At 73.8% G+C, this 17,744-nt stretch carries 18 protein-coding genes; 6 read left to right on the forward strand and 12 right to left on the reverse strand.

Features of this window, described 5'->3' with window-relative positions:
- Positions 1–6: 6 nt before the first annotated feature.
- Positions 7–309 (reverse strand): hypothetical protein, encoded by a 303-nt coding sequence (locus ACWG52_RS14965; RefSeq protein ID WP_030712669.1) that lies wholly within the window; start codon positions 307–309, stop codon positions 7–9.
- A 116-nt stretch (positions 310–425) separates the two neighbouring features.
- Between ACWG52_RS14965 and ACWG52_RS14970 the strand changes: the two genes are divergently transcribed.
- On the forward strand, positions 426–1,247 hold the full coding sequence (locus tag ACWG52_RS14970; RefSeq protein ID WP_375944274.1) for a DMT family protein: 822 nt from the start codon (positions 426–428) through the stop codon (positions 1,245–1,247).
- Positions 1,248–1,413: 166 nt separating this feature from the next.
- On the opposite strand, the gene pdxR is transcribed toward ACWG52_RS14970, so the two are convergent.
- Positions 1,414–2,817, reverse strand: a complete 1,404-nt coding sequence (pdxR, locus tag ACWG52_RS14975; RefSeq protein ID WP_390138826.1) for a MocR-like pyridoxine biosynthesis transcription factor PdxR — start codon at positions 2,815–2,817, stop codon at positions 1,414–1,416.
- A gap of 47 nt (positions 2,818–2,864) precedes the next feature.
- Here pdxR and ACWG52_RS14980 point away from each other — a divergent pair, with 47 nt between their 5' ends.
- Entirely contained in the window at positions 2,865–3,356 is a 492-nt protein-coding gene (locus tag ACWG52_RS14980) for a carboxymuconolactone decarboxylase family protein (RefSeq protein WP_389807667.1), read from the forward strand.
- 32 nt (positions 3,357–3,388) lie between these two features.
- Here ACWG52_RS14980 and ACWG52_RS14985 read toward each other — a convergent pair whose 3' ends face one another.
- The 5 genes from ACWG52_RS14985 to ACWG52_RS15005 all read right to left on the reverse strand — a co-directional run bounded on the left by ACWG52_RS14985 (position 3,389) and on the right by ACWG52_RS15005 (position 8,237).
- The gene (locus ACWG52_RS14985) at positions 3,389–4,204 is read right to left on the reverse strand and encodes a hypothetical protein (protein WP_390169046.1); all 816 of its coding nucleotides are present in this window, start codon (positions 4,202–4,204) and stop codon (positions 3,389–3,391) included.
- 3 nt (positions 4,205–4,207) lie between these two features.
- The gene (locus tag ACWG52_RS14990) at positions 4,208–4,582 is read right to left on the reverse strand and encodes a hypothetical protein (protein WP_389807670.1); all 375 of its coding nucleotides are present in this window, start codon (positions 4,580–4,582) and stop codon (positions 4,208–4,210) included.
- Positions 4,579–6,288: a hypothetical protein gene (locus ACWG52_RS14995; RefSeq protein ID WP_389807672.1), complete on the reverse strand. Its 1,710-nt coding sequence runs from the start codon at positions 6,286–6,288 to the stop codon at positions 4,579–4,581. The genes ACWG52_RS14990 and ACWG52_RS14995 overlap by 4 nt, the downstream gene beginning before the upstream one ends.
- A gap of 134 nt (positions 6,289–6,422) precedes the next feature.
- A complete protein-coding gene (locus tag ACWG52_RS15000; RefSeq protein WP_375944256.1) occupies positions 6,423–7,412 on the reverse strand; it encodes a malate dehydrogenase in 990 nt (329 codons plus the stop codon).
- A 195-nt stretch (positions 7,413–7,607) separates the two neighbouring features.
- Positions 7,608–8,237, reverse strand: a complete 630-nt coding sequence (locus ACWG52_RS15005; protein WP_389807674.1) for a short chain dehydrogenase — start codon at positions 8,235–8,237, stop codon at positions 7,608–7,610.
- 71 nt (positions 8,238–8,308) lie between these two features.
- On the opposite strand from ACWG52_RS15005, the gene ACWG52_RS15010 reads away from it, so the two are divergent.
- Positions 8,309–9,217: a LysR family transcriptional regulator gene (locus ACWG52_RS15010; RefSeq protein ID WP_453128904.1), complete on the forward strand. Its 909-nt coding sequence runs from the start codon at positions 8,309–8,311 to the stop codon at positions 9,215–9,217.
- Here the strand turns inward: ACWG52_RS15010 and ACWG52_RS15015 are convergent.
- Together ACWG52_RS15015 and ACWG52_RS15020 are read right to left on the reverse strand one after the other, a co-directional pair.
- On the reverse strand, positions 9,204–9,740 hold the full coding sequence (locus ACWG52_RS15015) for a DUF3017 domain-containing protein (RefSeq protein WP_389807677.1): 537 nt from the start codon (positions 9,738–9,740) through the stop codon (positions 9,204–9,206). The two genes, ACWG52_RS15010 and ACWG52_RS15015, sit on opposite strands and share 14 nt — an antisense overlap.
- Positions 9,730–10,590 carry a bifunctional methylenetetrahydrofolate dehydrogenase/methenyltetrahydrofolate cyclohydrolase gene (locus ACWG52_RS15020; RefSeq protein WP_389807678.1) on the reverse strand — a complete coding sequence of 287 codons (861 nt, stop codon included), beginning with the start codon at positions 10,588–10,590 and terminating at the stop codon, positions 9,730–9,732. The genes ACWG52_RS15015 and ACWG52_RS15020 overlap by 11 nt, the downstream gene beginning before the upstream one ends.
- 242 nt (positions 10,591–10,832) lie before the next feature.
- Here ACWG52_RS15020 and ACWG52_RS15025 point away from each other — a divergent pair, with 242 nt between their 5' ends.
- The gene (locus ACWG52_RS15025; protein WP_389807679.1) at positions 10,833–11,501 is read left to right on the forward strand and encodes a hypothetical protein; all 669 of its coding nucleotides are present in this window, start codon (positions 10,833–10,835) and stop codon (positions 11,499–11,501) included.
- Between the two features lie 78 nt (positions 11,502–11,579).
- Here ACWG52_RS15025 and purH read toward each other — a convergent pair whose 3' ends face one another.
- Positions 11,580–13,172: a bifunctional phosphoribosylaminoimidazolecarboxamide formyltransferase/IMP cyclohydrolase gene (gene purH, locus ACWG52_RS15030; RefSeq protein WP_453128905.1), complete on the reverse strand. Its 1,593-nt coding sequence runs from the start codon at positions 13,170–13,172 to the stop codon at positions 11,580–11,582.
- Positions 13,169–13,792 (reverse strand): phosphoribosylglycinamide formyltransferase, encoded by a 624-nt coding sequence (gene purN, locus ACWG52_RS15035; RefSeq protein WP_390138813.1) that lies wholly within the window; start codon positions 13,790–13,792, stop codon positions 13,169–13,171. Before purN ends, purH begins: the two co-directional genes overlap by 4 nt.
- 242 nt (positions 13,793–14,034) lie before the next feature.
- On the opposite strand from purN, the gene ACWG52_RS15040 reads away from it, so the two are divergent.
- Positions 14,035–14,622 (forward strand): hypothetical protein, encoded by a 588-nt coding sequence (locus ACWG52_RS15040; protein WP_389807684.1) that lies wholly within the window; start codon positions 14,035–14,037, stop codon positions 14,620–14,622.
- A gap of 109 nt (positions 14,623–14,731) precedes the next feature.
- Here ACWG52_RS15040 and ACWG52_RS15045 read toward each other — a convergent pair whose 3' ends face one another.
- On the reverse strand, positions 14,732–16,351 hold the full coding sequence (locus ACWG52_RS15045) for a cell division protein PerM (protein ID WP_389807686.1): 1,620 nt from the start codon (positions 16,349–16,351) through the stop codon (positions 14,732–14,734).
- Between the two features lie 119 nt (positions 16,352–16,470).
- Between ACWG52_RS15045 and ACWG52_RS15050 the strand changes: the two genes are divergently transcribed.
- Entirely contained in the window at positions 16,471–17,730 is a 1,260-nt protein-coding gene (locus ACWG52_RS15050) for a helix-turn-helix domain-containing protein (RefSeq protein WP_390138811.1), read from the forward strand.
- The last annotated feature ends 14 nt before the right edge of the window (positions 17,731–17,744 follow it).

The following is a 17,744-nucleotide window of genomic DNA, read 5'->3' on the forward strand; positions in this document are numbered from 1 at the left end:
TGGCGGTCAGCCGCCGCTGGAGCCGGAGCTGGAGTGGCCGCCGATGCCGCCGCGGGTGACGGCGGACTTGTCGAAGCTGCCGCCGGAAACCTTGCCGGCGGCCACGTAGCCGCCGTAGTAGTACGAGCCGGTGCCGCCGCTCTTGCACTCCTTGTTGTTCAGGTGCTGGAGCGTCGAACGGGAGGCGCAGCGCTTGTCCGGTTCGTCGCTGCTGCCGCAGGCCACGAGCGTGGCGGCGAGCAGGCCCATGCCTCCGAGGGCGACGGCTCCGGAGCGCATGCGGCGCTGATTGGTGCTGCTGCTGTCCATGTCTGCTGTTCCCCCTGGGGCATCGCGTACTGCCGACAGAGTAGAGCGGGGTCACCGGCCGATGGAATCCGGCCGCCGTGAGATCCGTGACCTAGAGTCGCTTCGTGCTCATTGGGATGATTTGCGCGCTCGGTGCGGCGGTCTGCTTCGGTACTGCGTCGGTTCTGCAGGCGGTCGCGGCGCGGGCGGCGGAGCCGGGTACCGGGTCCGGGGTGGACACGGCGCTGTTCCTGCGGGCCGTCCGGCAGTGGCGGTATCTGGCGGGTCTGGCCCTCGACGGAGCCGGTTTCGTGCTCCAGATCATCGCCCTGCGGCACGTCCCGATCTACGCGGTGGGGGCGGCGTTGGCGGCCAGCCTGGCGGTGACGGCGGTGGTCGCGGCGCGGCTGCTGCGGGTGCGGCTGTCCCGGACCGAGTGGGCCGCGGTGGCGGTGGTGTGCGCGGGGCTGCTGATGCTCGGGCTGTCCGCCGGGGAGGAGGGCACGGGGACCGGATCGCTCGCGCTGAAGCTGGGGCTGCTGGCGGTGGCGGGGCTGGTGCTGCTGGTCGGCGTGGTCGCCGGCCGGCTCCCGGACGGGCCGCGGGCCCTGGTCCTCGGCCTCGCGGCGGGCACGGGCTTCGGGGTGGTGGAGGTGTCGGTACGGCTCATCGACTCCCCCTGGGACCTGCGCAACCCCGCCCTGTACGCCCTCCTGCTGGGCGGCGGCGCGGCCTTCCTGCTCCTCACCTCGGCCCTGGCGCGCGGCTCGGTGACGGTGGCGACGGCGGGCATGGTCCTCGGCGAGACGATCGGCCCGGCGGTGGTGGGCGTGGCCTGGCTCGGCGACAGCACCCGCGAGGGCCTGGCCTGGCTGGCGGTGACGGGCTTCGTGGTGGCGGTGGCCGGCTCCCTGGCCCTGGCCCGCTTCGGCGAACCGCCGGCTCCCGCGGAGCATTGACCGGGGGCCGCTCTTCCAGCCCCGCCGGCGTTTGAGGCGACCCTCCAGCCCCGCCGGCGTTCGAGGCGATCCCTCAGCCCCGCCGGCGTTCGAGGCGATCCCCCAGCCTCGCCGGTGCTTGAGGCGCGGGGGTTCAGGGGCTGCCGCCCCGCACAGGCGCCGCACGTCACGGCAGCGCCGCGGCCAGGGCGGCCAGCGTCGGCGACCACGCGCTGTCCGACGGCGTCCCGTAGCCCACGACCACCGCGTCCCGCGCGGGCAGCGCAACCGCCTCCGGGTGCCGGAACCGCCCCAGCCCGTGCAGGGCCAGGTCCTGCCAGGCCGCCGACTGCAGGACCGACCGCTCCGTCCCCCCGGGCAGGTCCAGCACGGCGTGCAGCCCCGCCGCGATGCCCGACACCTCCACCCGGTCCCCCACCGCCGCCACCAGCTCGTCCCGGCGCCGCCGGTACCGCAGCCGCATCCCGCGCACGTGCCGGTCGTAGGCCCCGGAGGTGATGAACTCCGCCAGGGTCAGCTGATCCAGCGCGCCGCACGCCCAGCCCGCGGGCCCGCCCGCGGCGGCCACCTCTTCCGACAGCCCCGGCGGGAGAACCATCCAGCCCATCCGCAGCCCGGGCGCCAGGGACTTGCTGGCCGTACCGAGGTACACCACCCGGTCCGGGTCCAGGCCCTGGAGCGCGCCGACCGGCTGGCGGTCGTAGCGGAACTCCCCGTCGTAGTCGTCCTCCAGGATCAGCCCGCCCGTGGTCCGGGCCCAGTCGACCGCGGCCGCCCGCCGCACCGGGGTCAGGGCCACGCCCGTCGGGAACTGGTGCGCCGGGGTCAGCAGCACCGCGCCCGTCGTCGCGGTCAGCTCCCCCGTCCGGGCTCCCTCCGCGTCCACGCCCAGCGGGCGCGTCCGCAGCCCCGCCCGGACCAGGAGGTCCCGGTGGAAGTCGAGCCCGTACCCCTCCACGGCCACCTCCCGTACCCGCCGCGCCCGCAGCACGCCCGCCAGGAGCGTGAGCCCGTGCAGGAATCCCGCGCACAGCACGATCCGTTCGGGGTCCGCGTACACCCCGCGCGCCCGCGCCAGGTATCCGGCCAGTGCCTGCCGCAGCTCGATGCGCCCGCGCGGGTCGACCGCGTACCCGAAGGCCTCGTTCGGCGCGTCGGTCAGCGCGCGCCGAGCCGCCGACAGCCAGCCGGCGCGCGGGAATCCGCCCAGGTCCGGGGAGCCGGGGATCAGGCTGTACGCGGGCCCCTTGCGCGCGGGGCGCCGCAGCGGGACGGCGGCCGCGGGGCGGCGCGGTCGGGCCCGTTCGGCGACGCGGGTGCCGGAGCCCTGGCGGGCCGTCAGCCAGCCCTCGGCGACGAGCTCGGCGTACGCCTCGGCGACGGTGTTCCGGGCGATGCCCAGGTCGGCGGCGAGGGAGCGGGACGACGGCAGCCGGGTCCCGGCCGCCAGCCGGCCCCCGCGCGCGGCCTCGCGCAGGGCCTCGATGAGTCCGGCCCGAAGGCCGCGTCCGGCGGTGAGGTCCAGCTGCAGGTGCAGGTCGGCGCCGAAAGTGGCCCACGATTCCGTCATGGAAATGGACCATATCGGTGGGCCGCCCGTCTCCTAGGGTCGATCACATGACGACCACGCACGCACACGCCCCCGAGCACACCCCGCGCATGCACATGGCGAAGCTCGCCCCCGAGGTCTACAAGGCGGTCCTGGCCCTGGAGCTCGCCTCCAAGAAGGGTCTGGACCCCGCCCTGGTCGAGCTCGTCAAGATCCGGGCCTCCCAGCTCAACCACTGCGCCTTCTGTCTCGACATGCACAGCAAGGACGCGATCGCCGCCGGTGAGAGCGTCGAGCGCATCGTCCAGCTGGGCGCCTGGGAGGAGTCCCGGCACTTCTACACCGAGAAGGAACTCGCCGCGATCGAGTTCACCGAGGCCGTCACCGTCCTGACGGACGGCTTCGTGCCCGACGAGGTCTACGAGAAGGCCGCCGCGCAGTTCGAGGAGCGCGAGCTCGCCCAGCTGATCGCCGTCATCGCGACGATCAACGTCTGGAACCGCATCGGCGTCACCACCCGCATGGTGCCGGGCCACTACACGCCGGGCATGTACAAGTAGGCCCCGTCGGCGCGGCCGTCGCGCCGTCGCGGTCACCGCGGCCGGAACGACTCCACGGCCGCCGTCAGGTGCGCGCGCACCGCGGTGCCGTCGGTGGCCGGGCCGGCCGCCAGCAGCGCCCACCGCCCGCCGTCCGGGGCGACGGTGATCCGCTCGATCGCGCGGCGGCGTCCGTGCGACTCCTGGTTGTCGTACTCGTAGACCAGCTCGCAGGACTCGCCGGGCGTCGGATCCAGGGAGACCTCCTGGTAGCCGGGCCGCCGCTGCCCGAGGTCCTGCGAGGAGATCCGCAGCAGCTCGCACGTTCCGACGCTGTCCGGCTCGGAGACGCGGAAGATCTGGATCAGCGCGCTGCGGTCCCCGGGCCGGCGGTAGAAGGAGCCGCTGCCGTCCTCGTCGAGGCTGCGCTCCCAGCCCGCGGGGACGGCGACCGAGAAGCCGGCGTCGTCGCGGACCACCGTGTACGGCGGCGGGACCGAGGGCGACGCGGAGGGCGGGGAGGACGACGTGGCGCCCGGGGCCGTGTTCGGCCCCGCACCGGACGGCGCGGCCGGGCTTCCCGAGGCCGAGGGGGCCGCGGCGGGTGCCTTCGGCTCCTCGTCGCGCAGGACGAGCCAGCCCGCCACGGCGCAGCCGCCCACCACCGCGGCCCCGAGGGCCACCAGCAGCGGGACCTTCCACGGCCGGTGCGGACCCGGAACGCCCGGCCCGTCCCGACCGGCCGGCCCGCCCGGGCCGCCCGCCGGCGGGCGCGGCGGCGGGTACGAGGGCGGGGGCGGGGGCGGTTGCTCCGCCCACTCCCAGCGCTGCGACTGCGGATTCCAGTGGGCGCCGCCTCCGGTGGCCACCGGTCAGCTCCCCAGCGAGGCGAGCAGCCCGCCGAGGGCGGCGGCCGCGTTCACCGATTCCACGAGCGGGGCCCACCGCTGGAGCGCGGCCCGCAGCCGGGCGGGCAGGCCCGGCCGGATCTCCCCGGCCTCCTCCAGCTCGCCGGCGGCCTCGTCCAGTTCGGCGTCGAGCGCCGAACGGTCGGCGCTGCGGGGCAGGTGGACGAGGGCGACGCGCAGCTCCCGTACGGCCTCCAGCAGTTCCGCGGCGCCCGGGACGTCCGCCCCCGTACCGCCGTGGTTGACGGTGGTGTTGGTGATGTCGCTACCGCCGATGCTGAAGGTGCTGCCTTCGATGCGGTTGATCCGCACCTCGCCGGTTCCCCCGTCGTGCGTCACTGCCGATCTCCCCTGTCCGTGTGATGGCTCGTCCGATTGTGGTGTCCGCTGCCGCCCACGCTGAACGCGCTGTGGCTGACCGACTGGATGTACACCCCGCCCTCCGCGACGGTGACCGCCCGCTGCGCGAACTCCTCCGTGTGCCAGCCCGCTTCGTGCAGGGCCAGGGTCACGCCGGCGACGATGCGGTCCTGGATGGTCTTCAGGTACCGGTCCAGGTCCATCAGCTGGAACAGCGAGGCGTCCTCCTGCGCCGCCAGCTCGCGCACGGAGACGGCCGGGCCGGCCGGCAGCGCGCCGGCGTGGCCCTCCGTGGCGATCTGCCACGGCCCGCGGCTGCCGCCCGACAGGGTGGCGAGCGCCTTGGAGAGCGAGCGCGGGGCGTGCCGCAGCGCCCAGACCGTCTTGGCGAAGAAGTTGTTCCGCAGATGGCGGCGGGCCACGTCGTCGGCTTCCTGGAACGCGGACCGGACGGGCAGCAGCACGTGCGGCGCCACCTCCAGCATCAGCATCCCGCCCTGGGTGTGGACGCGTACGAAGACGGTGATGACGAGGTTCTCGTCCCAGCCGCCGACCCGTACCCGCAGGAAGTGGCGGCGGCGCTCCCCGCCCTCCTCCACGGCTCCGGCCCGGTGGGCGTCGAACGCCCGGTCCGAGAGGTCCGGCTCGTACGCCGCGGGCAGCCCGGAGGCCGGGAGGAACACGCACTCGTCGACGACCAGTTCCCGCAGCCGGTCCAGTACGGCCTGCTCGGCCTCCGGGGAGCCGTGCGGCGACGGGACGCGCAGGGCCTCCAGCCGCGGCCGGATCCGGGCCACGATGCGCGCGTTGTCCAGCGGTTCGGGCGCGACCCCGTCCGTGCGGGGGCGCAGTTCGACCGACAGGTGCCAGGGGCGGTAGGCCGCGCCGGCGCCGCAGAACGGGTCGTCGACGTCGTAGATGACCAGGCGGCTGTGCTGGGTGCGCAGGATCCGGTCGCGGGTCCGGGCGAACCGGCTGCCGGAGGCGGGGTCGGCGCTCGGGTCGGCGTAGCGCGTCCGGCTGAGCGAGGTGCTGATGACGCGGGCGAAGTGGCCCCGCTGGAGGCCGACGACCAGGGTCAGCAGGGCGAAGACGATCAGGGCGGTCCAGGCGTGGGCCATCGCGATCACGTAGCCGAGTCGGGGCAGCGCGAAGAGGAGGGCGAAGGGCTCCTGCTCGACCCCCCGCAGGACGTACTCGTAGAGCCTGAGCGAGTCGTCGGCGCCGCCCACGTTCGTCTCGCCCTCCAGCGCGCCCTGCAGCACGCCCACGCCGACGCCGATGAGCAGCACGTAGCCGCAGCCGCGCAGGAGGAGTTCGAGGAAGCGGCTGCCGCGCCCTGTCTTCTCCCGGCGGCGCACGATCCGGCCGGCGCCGCTGAGGAAGGCGGCCGGGAGGAGCAGGAACAGCAGCAGGGGTTGGGCCAGCAGCAGGCCCAGGCCCCACACCGCCAGGACGGCCGAGGCCCAGGCGGCTTCGGCGCGGCGGGCCTGGAGCGCGTGGGCGAGGACGCGGGCGGCGTCGAAGCCGTAGGAGGGCGCCACGTAGCGCTCCTCGTGCACGTAGAGCTCCTGGATCACGCGGTCGCGGTACGCGGCGTCGAGATAGCTGCCGGCGCACAGCAGTCGGCCCGCTTCGCTGAGCGAAGGGTGCACGGGAGTTCTGTCGTCCGCGGTGCCTGTCACCGAATCCCCCTTTCGGTGTGCGGAGGGAAACGATAAGGCGATCATCGGGAGCACGACAGGCGCGTTCACGCCAAAAGGCCCCGGCGCGGTGCGCCGGGGCCTTTCGGAAGAGCGGATCGGGTCGGGCGACCGGATCAGATCAGGCCGAGCTCGCGAACCGCGTCGCGCTCCTCCGCCAGCTCCTGGACGGAGGCGTCGATGCGGGTGCGGGAGAACTCGTTGATGTCCAGGCCCTGGACGATCTCGTACTTGCCGTCCTTGCAGGTGACGGGGAAGGAGGAGATCAGACCGGCCGGGACGCCGTAGGAGCCGTCCGACGGGATGCCCATCGAGGTCCAGTCGCCCTCGGCGGTGCCGTTGACCCACGTGTGCACGTGGTCGATGGCGGCGTTGGCGGCCGAGGCGGCCGAGGACGCGCCACGGGCCTCGATGATCGCGGCGCCGCGCTTGGCGACGGTCGGGATGAAGGTGTCGGCCAGCCACTGCTCGTCGCCCACGACCTCGGCGGCGTTCTTGCCGGCGATCTCCGCGTGGAAGATGTCCGGGTACTGGGTCGCCGAGTGGTTGCCCCAGATGGTCAGGCGCTTGATGTCGGAGACGGCGCTGCCGGTCTTGGCGGCCAGCTGCGAGATCGCGCGGTTGTGGTCCAGGCGGGTCATCGCGGTGAAACGCTCGGCCGGTACGTCCGGGGCGGCGGCCTGCGCGATGAGCGCGTTGGTGTTGGCCGGGTTGCCCACGACCAGGACCTTGATGTCGTCCGCGGCGTGCGCGTTGATGGCCTGGCCCTGCGGCTTGAAGATGCCGCCGTTGGCGGCGAGCAGGTCGCCGCGCTCCATGCCCTTGGTGCGCGGGCGGGCGCCCACGAGCAGCGCGACGTTCGCACCGTCGAAGCCCTGGTTCGGGTCGTCGAAGATGTCGATGCCGGCGAGCAGCGGGAAGGCGCAGTCGTCGAGCTCCATGGCGGTGCCCTCAGCGGCCTTCATGCCCTGGGGGATCTCCAGAAGACGGAGCTTGACCGGCACGTCCGCGCCGAGCAGGTGACCGGATGCGATGCGGAAGAGCAGCGCGTAGCCGATCTGGCCGGCGGCGCCGGTGACGGTGACATTCACGGGAGTGCGGGTCATGGCCTTCTCCGTTAGACAGCTGGCGGTGGGGCGTCCCTGCCCCATGTGCTGGAGGACGCCGCTCCCCAGTAAATCTTGACGTGAAGAGACATCCGCGGTCAGGCTATCCGACCCGGGACCGGGCTAATCCCCGGGTCCCTGTGGTGCACGGCACACGGACCCCGATGTTCGAAGGCGCGAGCGGGTCGCGGATCACTATTCGACGAGGAAGATCCGGCCCGTCCGGTGCCCTTCGATCGACTTGACGTAGGCGTTCGCGGCGCGGGCCACGGGTACGGCGTCGAATCCCGCGAAGGTGTCCCCGTACGCGTCGAGGGACTCCTCGAAGACGGTGGGGCTGACGGCGTTGATCCGCTGGCGGCCGGGCAGTTCGACGGCGGCGGCCCGTACGAAGGCCTCGACGGCGCCGTTGACCAGGGAGGCCACCGATCCGGTGAGCAGGGGCTCGCGGGCCAGGATCCCGGTGACCAGCGTGTACGAGGCGTGCGGGGGCAGGTGCCGGGCGCCCTGGCGGACCAGCTCGATCTGGCTGACGGCCTTGCCTTCGAGGCCGGCGCGGACGTCGTCCGTGGTCAGCTCGCCGAGCGGGCGCCACGGCACGCTGCCGGCCGCGCTCGCCACCGCGTCGATGTCACCCACCCGCTGCGCCACCTGGTCGTACATGGCGCGGATGGACTCCGGGTCGGTGATGTCGACGTGGACGTCGGCGCCCGTGCGGGAGGCGGTGACCACGTGGTGGCCGCGCTCGCGCAGGGCCTCGTGGACCGCGCGGCCGAGGGTGCCGTGCGCGCCGATCAGGACGACCTTCTTCGTCTTCGCGTTCATGGCACGAGCATCACCGGGACTCGACCGTTAAGTCCAGCTACCTCAGCTACACCTATCGTTAAGATGAACTCATGCTTGATGTGAAGCGCATGGTCATCCTGCGGGACCTGGCGGAGCACACCCGGGTGACCGCCGTCGCCGATCTGCACGGAGTGACCCCCTCCGCCGTCTCCCAGCAGCTGCGCGCGCTGGAGGCCGAGGCCGGCGCCGCCCTCGTCGAACGGGACGGCCGCGGGCTGCGCCTCACCCCCGCCGGCGCGGCGCTGGCCGCGGCCTGCGAACCGGTGCTCGCGGCCCTGGAACGGGCCGAGGGAGCGGTACGCGCCCTCGACGCCGAGCCGAGCGGGGAACTGACCATCGGCTGCGCCCCGAGCGCCCTGGCCACGGTGGCCGCCCCGCTCGTCGCGGAGCTCGCCGTACGCCACCCCCGGTTGCGCCCGCGCATCGTGCAGGCCGACCCGGAGGAGGCGCTGCCGCGGCTGCGGCAGCGCCGGCTGGACCTGGCGGTCACCTACGCCTATCCGCTGCTCGGGGTCCCGCCCGCGGCCGGGACCACCGCGGTGCCGCTCTTCGACGACCCGCTGTGCCTGGCGCTCCCGCGGGACCTGCTCCCCGCCTACGAGCGGGACGGGCTCGCCGCGCTGCGGGAGAGTGCCTGGGTCTCGGCCCCGGAGCCGAGCAGCTGCCGCGAGATGCTGCTGCACGCCTGCCGGAACGTCGGCTTCACCCCGCGCATCGCCCACGAGTGCGCGGACCTGCGGTCCGGGCTGTGGCTCGTCGCCACCGGGCAGGCCGTGTCGATCCTGCCGAAGCTGCTGTGCGACGCCCCGCCGCCCGGCGCGGCCGTACGGGAGCTGCCGGGCCCGGGGCGGACGCTGGACGTCGTGGTGCGGGCGGGCACGGAGACCCAGCCGGCCGTGGCGGCGACCCTGGCCGCGCTCACGTCACTCATTCCGTCCGTCCCGCTCACCGCACGGTGAAGCGGACCGCACTCTCCATGAACGGGAGCACCAGCCACGGCTTGGGCGCCGCCATCACCAGCGCGAGCAGCGTGATCGCCACGCCCAGCAGCCCGTAGGTGATCATGTCCGTGAAGCGGGAGCGGACCGCGAGCATCCCCACCGAGGGCAGCACGCGCCGCATCACCGAGGCCGCGATCAGCGCCACGCCGATGGCCAGGCAGCCGACCCGCGGGTGCCCGAAGGCCGTGGCCAGCAGCCCGAACGCGGTCGCGGTGAGCACGCTGAGCATCGGCCACTGACGGGCCGGCGTGGACACGGCGCCGGGGACGGCGCGACCGCTGCCCTCGGGGCGGGCGGTGTCCCGGGTGATGGAGGGGAAGCGGCGGGACCTGGCCGCCGGCTCGGCCCCGGCGGCCGCGCCCGGAGCGGCCGGCGCGCCGGGGGCCACGGGCGTGGCGGGCACGACCGGGGCGACGGGGGTGCCGTTCGCCTTGGTCGCTCCGGCGCCCGCCGCGTTCTCCGCGTCCGATTCAGCCCGCACTGGTGTTCCGTTCCGCCGCCTCGACGACATTGACGAGCAGCTGGGCCCGGGTCATCGGGCCGACCCCGCCCGGGTTCGGCGAGATCCACGCGGCGACCTCGGCCACGCCGGGGTGCACATCGCCGACGATCTTCCCTTCCCCGTCCCGGCTGACGCCCACGTCGAGCACGGCCGCGCCCGGCTTCACGTCCTCCGGCTTGACCAGGTGCGGGACGCCGGCCGCGGCGACGACGATGTCCGCCTGGCGCAGCTGCGCGGAGAGGTCGCGCGTACCGGTGTGGCAGAGCGTCACGGTGGCGTTCTCGGACTTGCGGGTCAGCAGCAGGCCGATGGAGCGCCCGACGGTGATCCCGCGGCCGAGGACGACGACGTGCGCGCCGTTGATGGCGACGTCGTGGTGGCGCAGCAGTTCGACGATCCCGTACGGGGTGCAGGGCAGCGGTCCCGGCTCGTTCAGCACCAGCCGGCCGAGCGACATGGGGTGCAGGCCGTCGGCGTCCTTCAGGGGGTCCATCAGCTCCAGGACCCGGTTGGTGTCGATGCCCTTGGGGAGCGGGAGTTGGACGATGTACCCGGTGCACTCCGGGTTGTCGTTGAGCTCGCGGACGACCGCCTCGATGTCCTCCTGGGAGGCCGTCCCGGGCAGTTCGCGCTGGATGGAGGCGATGCCGACCTCGGCGCAGTCCTTGTGCTTGCCGTTCACGTACCAGCGGCTGCCCGGATCGTCACCGACCAGGAGGGTGCCGAGGCCGGGGGTGATACCCCGGGCCTTCAGGGCCGCCACGCGGGCGGTCAGTTCGGACTTGATCGCTGCGGCGGTGGCCTTGCCATCGAGAATCTGGGCGGTCATGCCCCCATCCTCCCGGATGAGGTGGCCCCGGTTCCAGTCAAGGCACTCGCAGGGGCTCAGGGTTCATTGCACTTGCACAACAAGTCACGGCCCGTAGCTCAACCGGCTGGACAAGTAACGGCCGCGCGGACCACGATGAATCGACTGAGTGCCGCGGGCAGTGCCGGGGGGCGGACCGCACCGTGCAGGATTCCTCCGCGCTCGTGCCGTGCGTCCCTGCACCACACGGAGGAACACCCCACATGAGCTTCGGCGACCCGCACAACCCGTACGGACAGCAGCCCCAGGCCCCGCAGGGCCAGCCCGGCTACGGCTATCCCCAGCAGGCCCCCCAGGGCGTCCCGCCGCAGGGCGGCTACGCCTACCCGCAGCAGTCCCCGCAGGCCTACCCGGGTGGCTATCCGGGCGGTCCGGGCGGATACCCCGGGGCCCAGATGGAGATGCCGGGCGGGGCGAAGGCCGCGCGCGTCATCCTCTTCATCGTGGGTGCCCTGCAGGCGCTCGGCGGCCTGTTCTTCATCATCGGCGGTGCCGTGTTCGCCGCGGCGCTCTCGGACTCCTCCAGCTCCTCCGCCGAGGACGCGGGCGCCGTCGCGGGCACCGCGGGCGTCGTCGTGGGCGTCCTGTTCATCGGCTTCGCCCTGTGGCCCATCCTGACCGCGGCCAAGCTGGGCAAGGGCCGTGGCGGCGTCCGCGTCTCCGGCATCATCTACGGCTCGCTCCAGACCCTCTTCGCCGTGCTCGGCATCCTGGTGAACCTGGTCGCGCTCGGCGCGAGCGAGCACACCACGGGGTCCGGCGGCCTCACCGCCGTCTCCGTGCTGCCGTCGCTGATCTCCCTCGCCCTCGGCCTCACGATCATCATCGGCCTCGCCAAGGCCGGGGACTACTTCCGCCGTCCCCAGTACTGAGCCGCCTCCTCCGTACACGGCGAAGGCCGCGACCCGCAGTGCGGGTCGCGGCCTTCGCCGTGTCGGGGTGGGCCGGACTCAGTGGAAGAAGTGCCGGGTCCCGGTGAAGTACATGGTCACGCCAGCCTTCTGCGCGGCCTCGACGACCAGCTCGTCACGGACCGAACCGCCCGGCTGGACCACGGCCTTGATACCCGCGGCCGTCAGGATCTCCAGCCCGTCCGGGAACGGGAAGAAGGCGTCGGACGCGGCGTACGAGCCCTGCGCGCGCTCGGCACCCGCCCGCTCCACGGCGAGCTTCGCCGAGTCGACACGATTGACCTGACCCATGCCGACGCCGACCGAGGCGCCGTCCTTGGCGAGCAGGATCGCGTTCGACTTGACGGCCCGGCAGGCCTTCCACGCGAAGGCCAGCTCGGCGAGCTCGGCCGGGGACAGGGCGTCGCCGGTGGCCAGGGTCCAGTTGGCCGGGTCGTCGCCCTCGGCCTGGAAGACGTCCGACTGCTGGAGCAGCACGCCGCCGGAGACGGGCTTGAGGTCGCCCGGCTGGTGCGGGTGCCCGTCCACCTTCAGGACGCGGATGTTCTTCTTCTTGGCCAGGATCTCGACCGCGCCGTCCTCGTAGGCGGGGGCGGCGATGACCTCGGTGAAGATCTCCGCGACCTGCTCGGCGAGCTCGACGGTCACCGGGCGGTTGACGGCGATGACGCCGCCGAAGGCCGACAGCGGGTCGCAGGCGTGCGCCTTGCGGTGGGCCGAGGCGACGTCCGCGTCGACCGCGATGCCGCACGGGTTGGCGTGCTTGATGATCGCGACACAGGGCTCTTCGTGGTCGTAGGCGGCGCGGCGCGCGGCCTCGGTGTCCACGTAGTTGTTGAAGGACATCTCCTTGCCGTGCAGCTGCTCGGCATTGGCGAGCCCGCCCGGCTGTCCGTCCGTGTAGAGGGCGGCGGCCTGGTGCGGGTTCTCGCCGTAGCGCAGGGTCGACTTGCGCTCCCAGGCGCCGGCCAGGAACTCGGGCAGGACCGCCTCGGGCTCCGGGGCGTACGCGTTCGTGAACCAGGAGGCCACGGCGACGTCGTAGGCGGCGGTGTGCTGGAAGGCCTCGGCCGCGAGCCGCTTGCGGGCGGTGAGGTCGAAGCCGCCGCCCTGGGCCGCCGCGATGACGTCGGCGTAGCGGGCCGGGCTGGTGACGACCGCGACCGAGGGGTGGTTCTTGGCGGCGGCGCGGACCATCGACGGACCGCCGATGTCGATCTGCTCCACGCACTCGTCGGGGGTGGCGCCCGACTGCACGGTCGCCAGGAAGGGGTAGAGGTTGACGATCACCAGATCGAAGGGCTCGACGCCCAGCTCGGCGAGCTGGTTGCGGTGGTCCTCCAGGCGCAGGTCGGCGAGGATGCCGGCGTGCACGCGCGGGTGCAGGGTCTTGACCCGGCCGTCCAGGCACTCGGGGAAGCCGGTCAGCTCCTCCACCTTGGTGACGGGCACCCCGGTGGCGGCGATCTTCGAGGCGGTGGAACCGGTGGAGACGAGCGCGACGCCCGCCTCGTGCAGCCCGCGGGCCAGCTCTTCCAGTCCCGTCTTGTCGTAGACGCTGATGAGCGCACGCCGGATCGGCCGCTGGTTCGTGGTCGGGTCGTTGCTCGCTGCGGTGTCTGCGGCGGTCACTGGATTGTTACCTTTCGTCCCTCAATGCGGTAGCCGTGCCGGGCCAGGCGCCCCACGACATCGACGAGCAGCTGGCGCTCGACTTCCTTGATGCGCTCATGCAGAGCGGCTTCGTCCTCCCCGTCCCGGATCTCGACCACACCCTGGGCGATGATCGGACCGGTGTCCACGCCGCTGTCCACGAAGTGGACCGTGCAGCCGGTGACCTTCGCCCCGTAGGCGAGGGCGTCCCGTACCCCGTGCGCGCCGGGGAAGGCCGGGAGGAGGGCGGGGTGGGTGTTGATGAACCGGCCGCCGAAGCGGTCGATGAACACCTTGCCCACGATCTTCATGAATCCGGCGGACACGACGAGGTCCGGCGCGTAGGCGTCGACGGCCTCCGTGAGGGCGACATCCCACTCCGCGCGGCTGCCGTAGCCCTTGACCGGGCAGACGAAGGTGGGGATCCCCGCCTTCTCCGCCCGTTCCAGGCCGGCGATGTTCTCGCGGTCGGCCCCCACGGCGACGACTTCGGCGCCGAAGCCCTCGGATCCGCCGGGGTGGGCGTCGATGGCGTCGAGCAGGGCCTGGAGGTTGGTGCCGGAACCGGAGACCAGCACGACCAGGCGGGAGGCGGCCATGGGAGGCCCTTTCTCGCGGGATTGCGGTGTTCGTCTTGTGTGGTCATACGAAACTTCGGGGTACCGGTATATGGGGAACCATACGAAGCCACCGACCGCCTGCAACGATACCGGTACACCGGACAGCCCCCGAGGGACGGGGGGACGGCCGGGCGGTAGCGTCTGGCGTACAAGCCACGAACTGGCCTCACCTCGCCACGACGTCCCGCGACGTCCATGACACAGGGGAAGAAACACACCCGATGCCGGACCGCCGTCAGCCCGACTCCCCCACCGACGACAACCCCTTCGCGGCTCCGCCGGAAGGCCGGCCCGACCAGCCGTGGCAGCCGCGCAGCGGTGGTGGCGACAACGGCGACGGCGACGACCGCAAGGACTCGGACGGCGGGCGGGGTCCGGCGCGCTGGGATCCGACGGACCCGATCCAGCGCCGCGCCCGCTACGCGCTGCTGGCCGGCATGTGGGGCTTCTTCTTCGGGATCTTCGGGATCCCCTCGGTCGGGCTGCTGCTCGGGGCACTCGCCCTGTACTGGGGCATCAGCGCACTGCGCGGCAAGCCCGCACCGGCGACCGCCGAGGGCGCCCCCGCGGCCCCGACCGGCCTGGACGCCCTGGGCCCCGCGGCCCGCCCGCAGCGCACCGCCGCGGTGAGCGGCCTGGTCACGGCCTCGCTGGCGATCCTGCTGGCGTTCAGCTCGTACGCCCTGCAGCTCGCGTACAAGGACTTCTACGTCTGCCGCGACGACGCCCTCACCAAGTCGGCGGAACTCCAGTGCAACAGCCTCCTCCCGGACAACCTGGTGGGCGACGTCCTGAAGGTCCGCCAGTAGACCACCCCGACTCGGCAGCCACGCCGATTCAGCCTCGCCGGCGTTCGAGGCGCGGGGTCCGGGGCGGAGCCCCGGCAGCGGCCCCGCACCCCGTCCCCACCCGAACGGCCTACTCCGCCGGCGGCTTTCGCCGGGCCAGCACCCGTGCCCCGACCACCGGCGGAGCCAAGGGCGCTGACACCGGCTCAGCCGGCTTCGGCGCCAGCAGGCCCGGATCCAGATCCAGCCCGGACACCACGGTCACGGCCCGCCGCCCCGGCACAGCGGGCACAGCCACCGGCTCCGGCGCAGGCACGGCCACCGGCACGGGCGCCACCGGAACCACGGGAACCGCCGGAGGCGCCGGTGCAGCCATCTCCGGAACCAGCGCCCCCGCGGCCTTCCGCAGCGCCGCCCACCGGATCTCCCGCACCCCGCTGTCGTGCCACCGGTCGTCCACGGCCTCCGCCTCATCGGCGTCCAAGCCCTCCGGCCCGATGGCCGGGCGGGTCCGCCACGCGTGCACCGCCACCGCGACCGGCACGGCCAGGACCGCCGTCCAGGCGAAGGCCGCCACCCCCGTGGTCCACCACACCGGACCGAATTCCGAGAGCCGCCGCGAGCCCAGCGGCCCCGCCGAGGCCGCCGCGAGCCCGGCCATCGTCAGGCCGCACACCACCGCTCCGAGGGCCGCCGTGAGCGCCGTCTCCCCGTACGACACCTCGCGCGCCCGGCGTACCGCGAACCATCCCACCGCGAGCCCGGCAACCACCGGCACTCCGGCGGCCGCCCAGGTCAGCGGGGTTCCGGGCCCCTCGGCCGGGAGCGCCGCCAACAGCGGGAAGCGGGGCAACCCGGGCGCGCCCGGGAAGCCGAGCGGGGTGGCCGTGACGTCGGAGCCCAGGGCGAAGCCGGGTCCGAGGGCGTAGGCCGCTCCCCAGACCATGGCGTTGGGGATCAGCGTGAGCGCGAGCAGCAGGACGGCGAAGCGGCCCGACCACACCCCGGTCAGCGACAGGAAGGACGCCTGGACCTCGGCGCCGTGCCACGCGAGCGAGGCTCCGACGACGAGCGCGCCGCCGCCCAGGAGCACCAGGGATCCGCCCGCGCCCGCCCGGAGCGCGAGGGCGTACCGGGGGCGCACAAAGGCTTTTCGCACGCCCCCTGGGAGCCAGGACGGCAGCGGCCCGAGCGGCCGCCCCCGGGCTCCCCACACCCCGCCGGCGGCGGCGAGCACGGCCACGAGAGGGATGTGCCAGGCCGCGCTGATGGGGTCGGCCGGCATGGGGCCGCCGGCGGCGTACACCGTGGCGAGGGTCCCGACGGCGAGATATCCGCAGAGCACGGCCGAGAACACGGCCGCGGCGGGCAGCACTTCCTCGTCGTCCTCCTCGGCGGCGCTCCCCAGCCGGGCGGCCCGCCGCATGAGCAGCACGGGCAGCGCGACGAGGAGCAGGGGCGTCATGCCGACGGGTGCGGGGATGCCGGACAGGGTGTCGTAGCGCACCAGCTCCGCCCCGTGGGCGAGCAGCCACAGCCCGGCGGCCAGGTGCAGGGCCCCGCCGGGTCCGCTGTCGGGGTAGGGGGAGCTGATCCACAGCACGATGACGAGCACGGCGAGGAAGCCGAGCCCGAGTCCGGCCGCCACGGCGCCGCCCACGACGCATGCGGCGGCGGCCGGTGAACGGCGTCGCACGCCGGCGCGCGGGGCCACCGGCAACGGGGTCCCGCGTTCGGTCACTTGGGTCACCCCGCCATGGTGCCAACGACACGCGCTATGGACGGGTAACAGGCGAATGTCCGTGGTGTCGCTCAATATACGTTTATGTACTTTTTCGCCCAGAGCTGTCGGTGTGCGGGGAGTGTGGCATGACACGAAGCGTCGAGACGACCTCCTCAGAGGACTCGGAGCTGAGCCTGCCGGCCCCCAAGGAGCGCCGCCGACTGCGCGAGGCGGCGGAACTGACGCACGATGAGGTCGCCGCGGCCGTGGGCGTCACCGCGTCGACCGTCCGTTCGTGGGAATCGGGCCGCACGGCCCCGCGCGGGCGCAAGCGAGAGCTGTACACGCAGTTCCTGGCGCGCCTGGCCGCCCGGCCGCAGGACGGAGGTCCGGCCGGGGCGCCCGGGGAAGCGAAGACGGCCAGGGCGGCGGAGGAACCCGCCGCGGACCCACCTGTCCCGCACCGGCCGACCTCGGACGGGCAGGCCCCGGACCGGCCTGCCCCGGACGCGCCGACTTCCGACGCGCCGACCTCCGACGCGCGGCCCGAGCCGGAGCGGCTCCCCGCCGAGCCTCCCGCGCGGGTCCCGCTGTCGGGCCCGGCCGAGGCCTTCGACACCCTCTACGCCCTCGCCGCCCGCGACCTCGCCCGGCAGGCCTACCTGCTCACCGGCCGCCGGGCGCTCGCCCTGGAGGCCGTGGAGAAGGCCTTCGTCCAGGCCTGGGACCGGTGGCCCGAGGTGGCCACCGACCCGGACCCGGTGGGTTGGGTCCGCGCGATCGTCCACGAGTACGCGCTCTCCCCCTGGCACCGCTTCCGGCGCGCCCACCGGCATCTCGACAAGCCGCCCGCCGAGCCCGCCGACCGGATCCTGCTCGACGCCCTGCTCGCCCTGCCGCCCGCGAACCGCCGTACCGTCCTGCTCTACGACGGCGTCGGCCTCGACCTCCCCGACACCGCCGCCGAGACCGAGGCGACCACGCCCACCGCGGGCCACCGGCTCGTGCACGCGCACGCCGACCTCGCCGACCGGATCCCCGAACTGGCCGACGTACCGCTCGAAAAGCAGTCCGCGCTGCTGCGCGACCTGTTCACCGCGCTGCGCCCGCCCGTCGACCTCGAACCGCGCACGGCGGCCGCCGTCCGCGGCGGCGGCGAACGGCGCACCCGGCTGTGGACCCGCGCGACCCTCAGCCTGACGGCGATGATCGCCGTCTCGACGTCCTACACGCTCATGACCGCCCCCACCCGGTACGAGCCCCCGCTGGCCCCCGGCGAGAGCGTCTCCGGGGTGCCCCCGCTCGCCGGTCCCCAACAGCTCACCGAACGCGGCAAGCAGCTCCACGACAAGCTGCGCGCCGACCCCGAGGCCGGACCGGCGCGGATCGCCCCACGGATCGAATGAGAAACGGGCGTGGC

It is taken from the genome of Streptomyces sp. CLCI03 (genome assembly GCF_053615355.1).

Coding starts and splice junctions, on each gene's coding strand:
- ACWG52_RS14965 (WP_030712669.1), bottom strand. CDS start 309: ATGGACAGCAGCAGCACCAATCAGCGCCGCATGCGCTCCGGAGCCGTC.
- ACWG52_RS15040 (WP_389807684.1), top strand. CDS start 14,035: ATGCCGGACCGCCGTCAGCCCGACTCCCCCACCGACGACAACCCCTTC.
- ACWG52_RS14980 (WP_389807667.1), top strand. CDS start 2,865: ATGACGACCACGCACGCACACGCCCCCGAGCACACCCCGCGCATGCAC.
- purN (WP_390138813.1), bottom strand. CDS start 13,792: ATGGCCGCCTCCCGCCTGGTCGTGCTGGTCTCCGGTTCCGGCACCAAC.
- pdxR (WP_390138826.1), bottom strand. CDS start 2,817: ATGACGGAATCGTGGGCCACTTTCGGCGCCGACCTGCACCTGCAGCTG.
- ACWG52_RS15020 (WP_389807678.1), bottom strand. CDS start 10,590: ATGACCGCCCAGATTCTCGATGGCAAGGCCACCGCCGCAGCGATCAAG.
- ACWG52_RS15000 (WP_375944256.1), bottom strand. CDS start 7,412: ATGACCCGCACTCCCGTGAATGTCACCGTCACCGGCGCCGCCGGCCAG.
- ACWG52_RS14970 (WP_375944274.1), top strand. CDS start 426: ATGATTTGCGCGCTCGGTGCGGCGGTCTGCTTCGGTACTGCGTCGGTT.
- ACWG52_RS15025 (WP_389807679.1), top strand. CDS start 10,833: ATGAGCTTCGGCGACCCGCACAACCCGTACGGACAGCAGCCCCAGGCC.
- ACWG52_RS15005 (WP_389807674.1), bottom strand. CDS start 8,237: ATGAACGCGAAGACGAAGAAGGTCGTCCTGATCGGCGCGCACGGCACC.
- ACWG52_RS15050 (WP_390138811.1), top strand. CDS start 16,471: ATGACACGAAGCGTCGAGACGACCTCCTCAGAGGACTCGGAGCTGAGC.
- ACWG52_RS15010 (WP_453128904.1), top strand. CDS start 8,309: ATGCTTGATGTGAAGCGCATGGTCATCCTGCGGGACCTGGCGGAGCAC.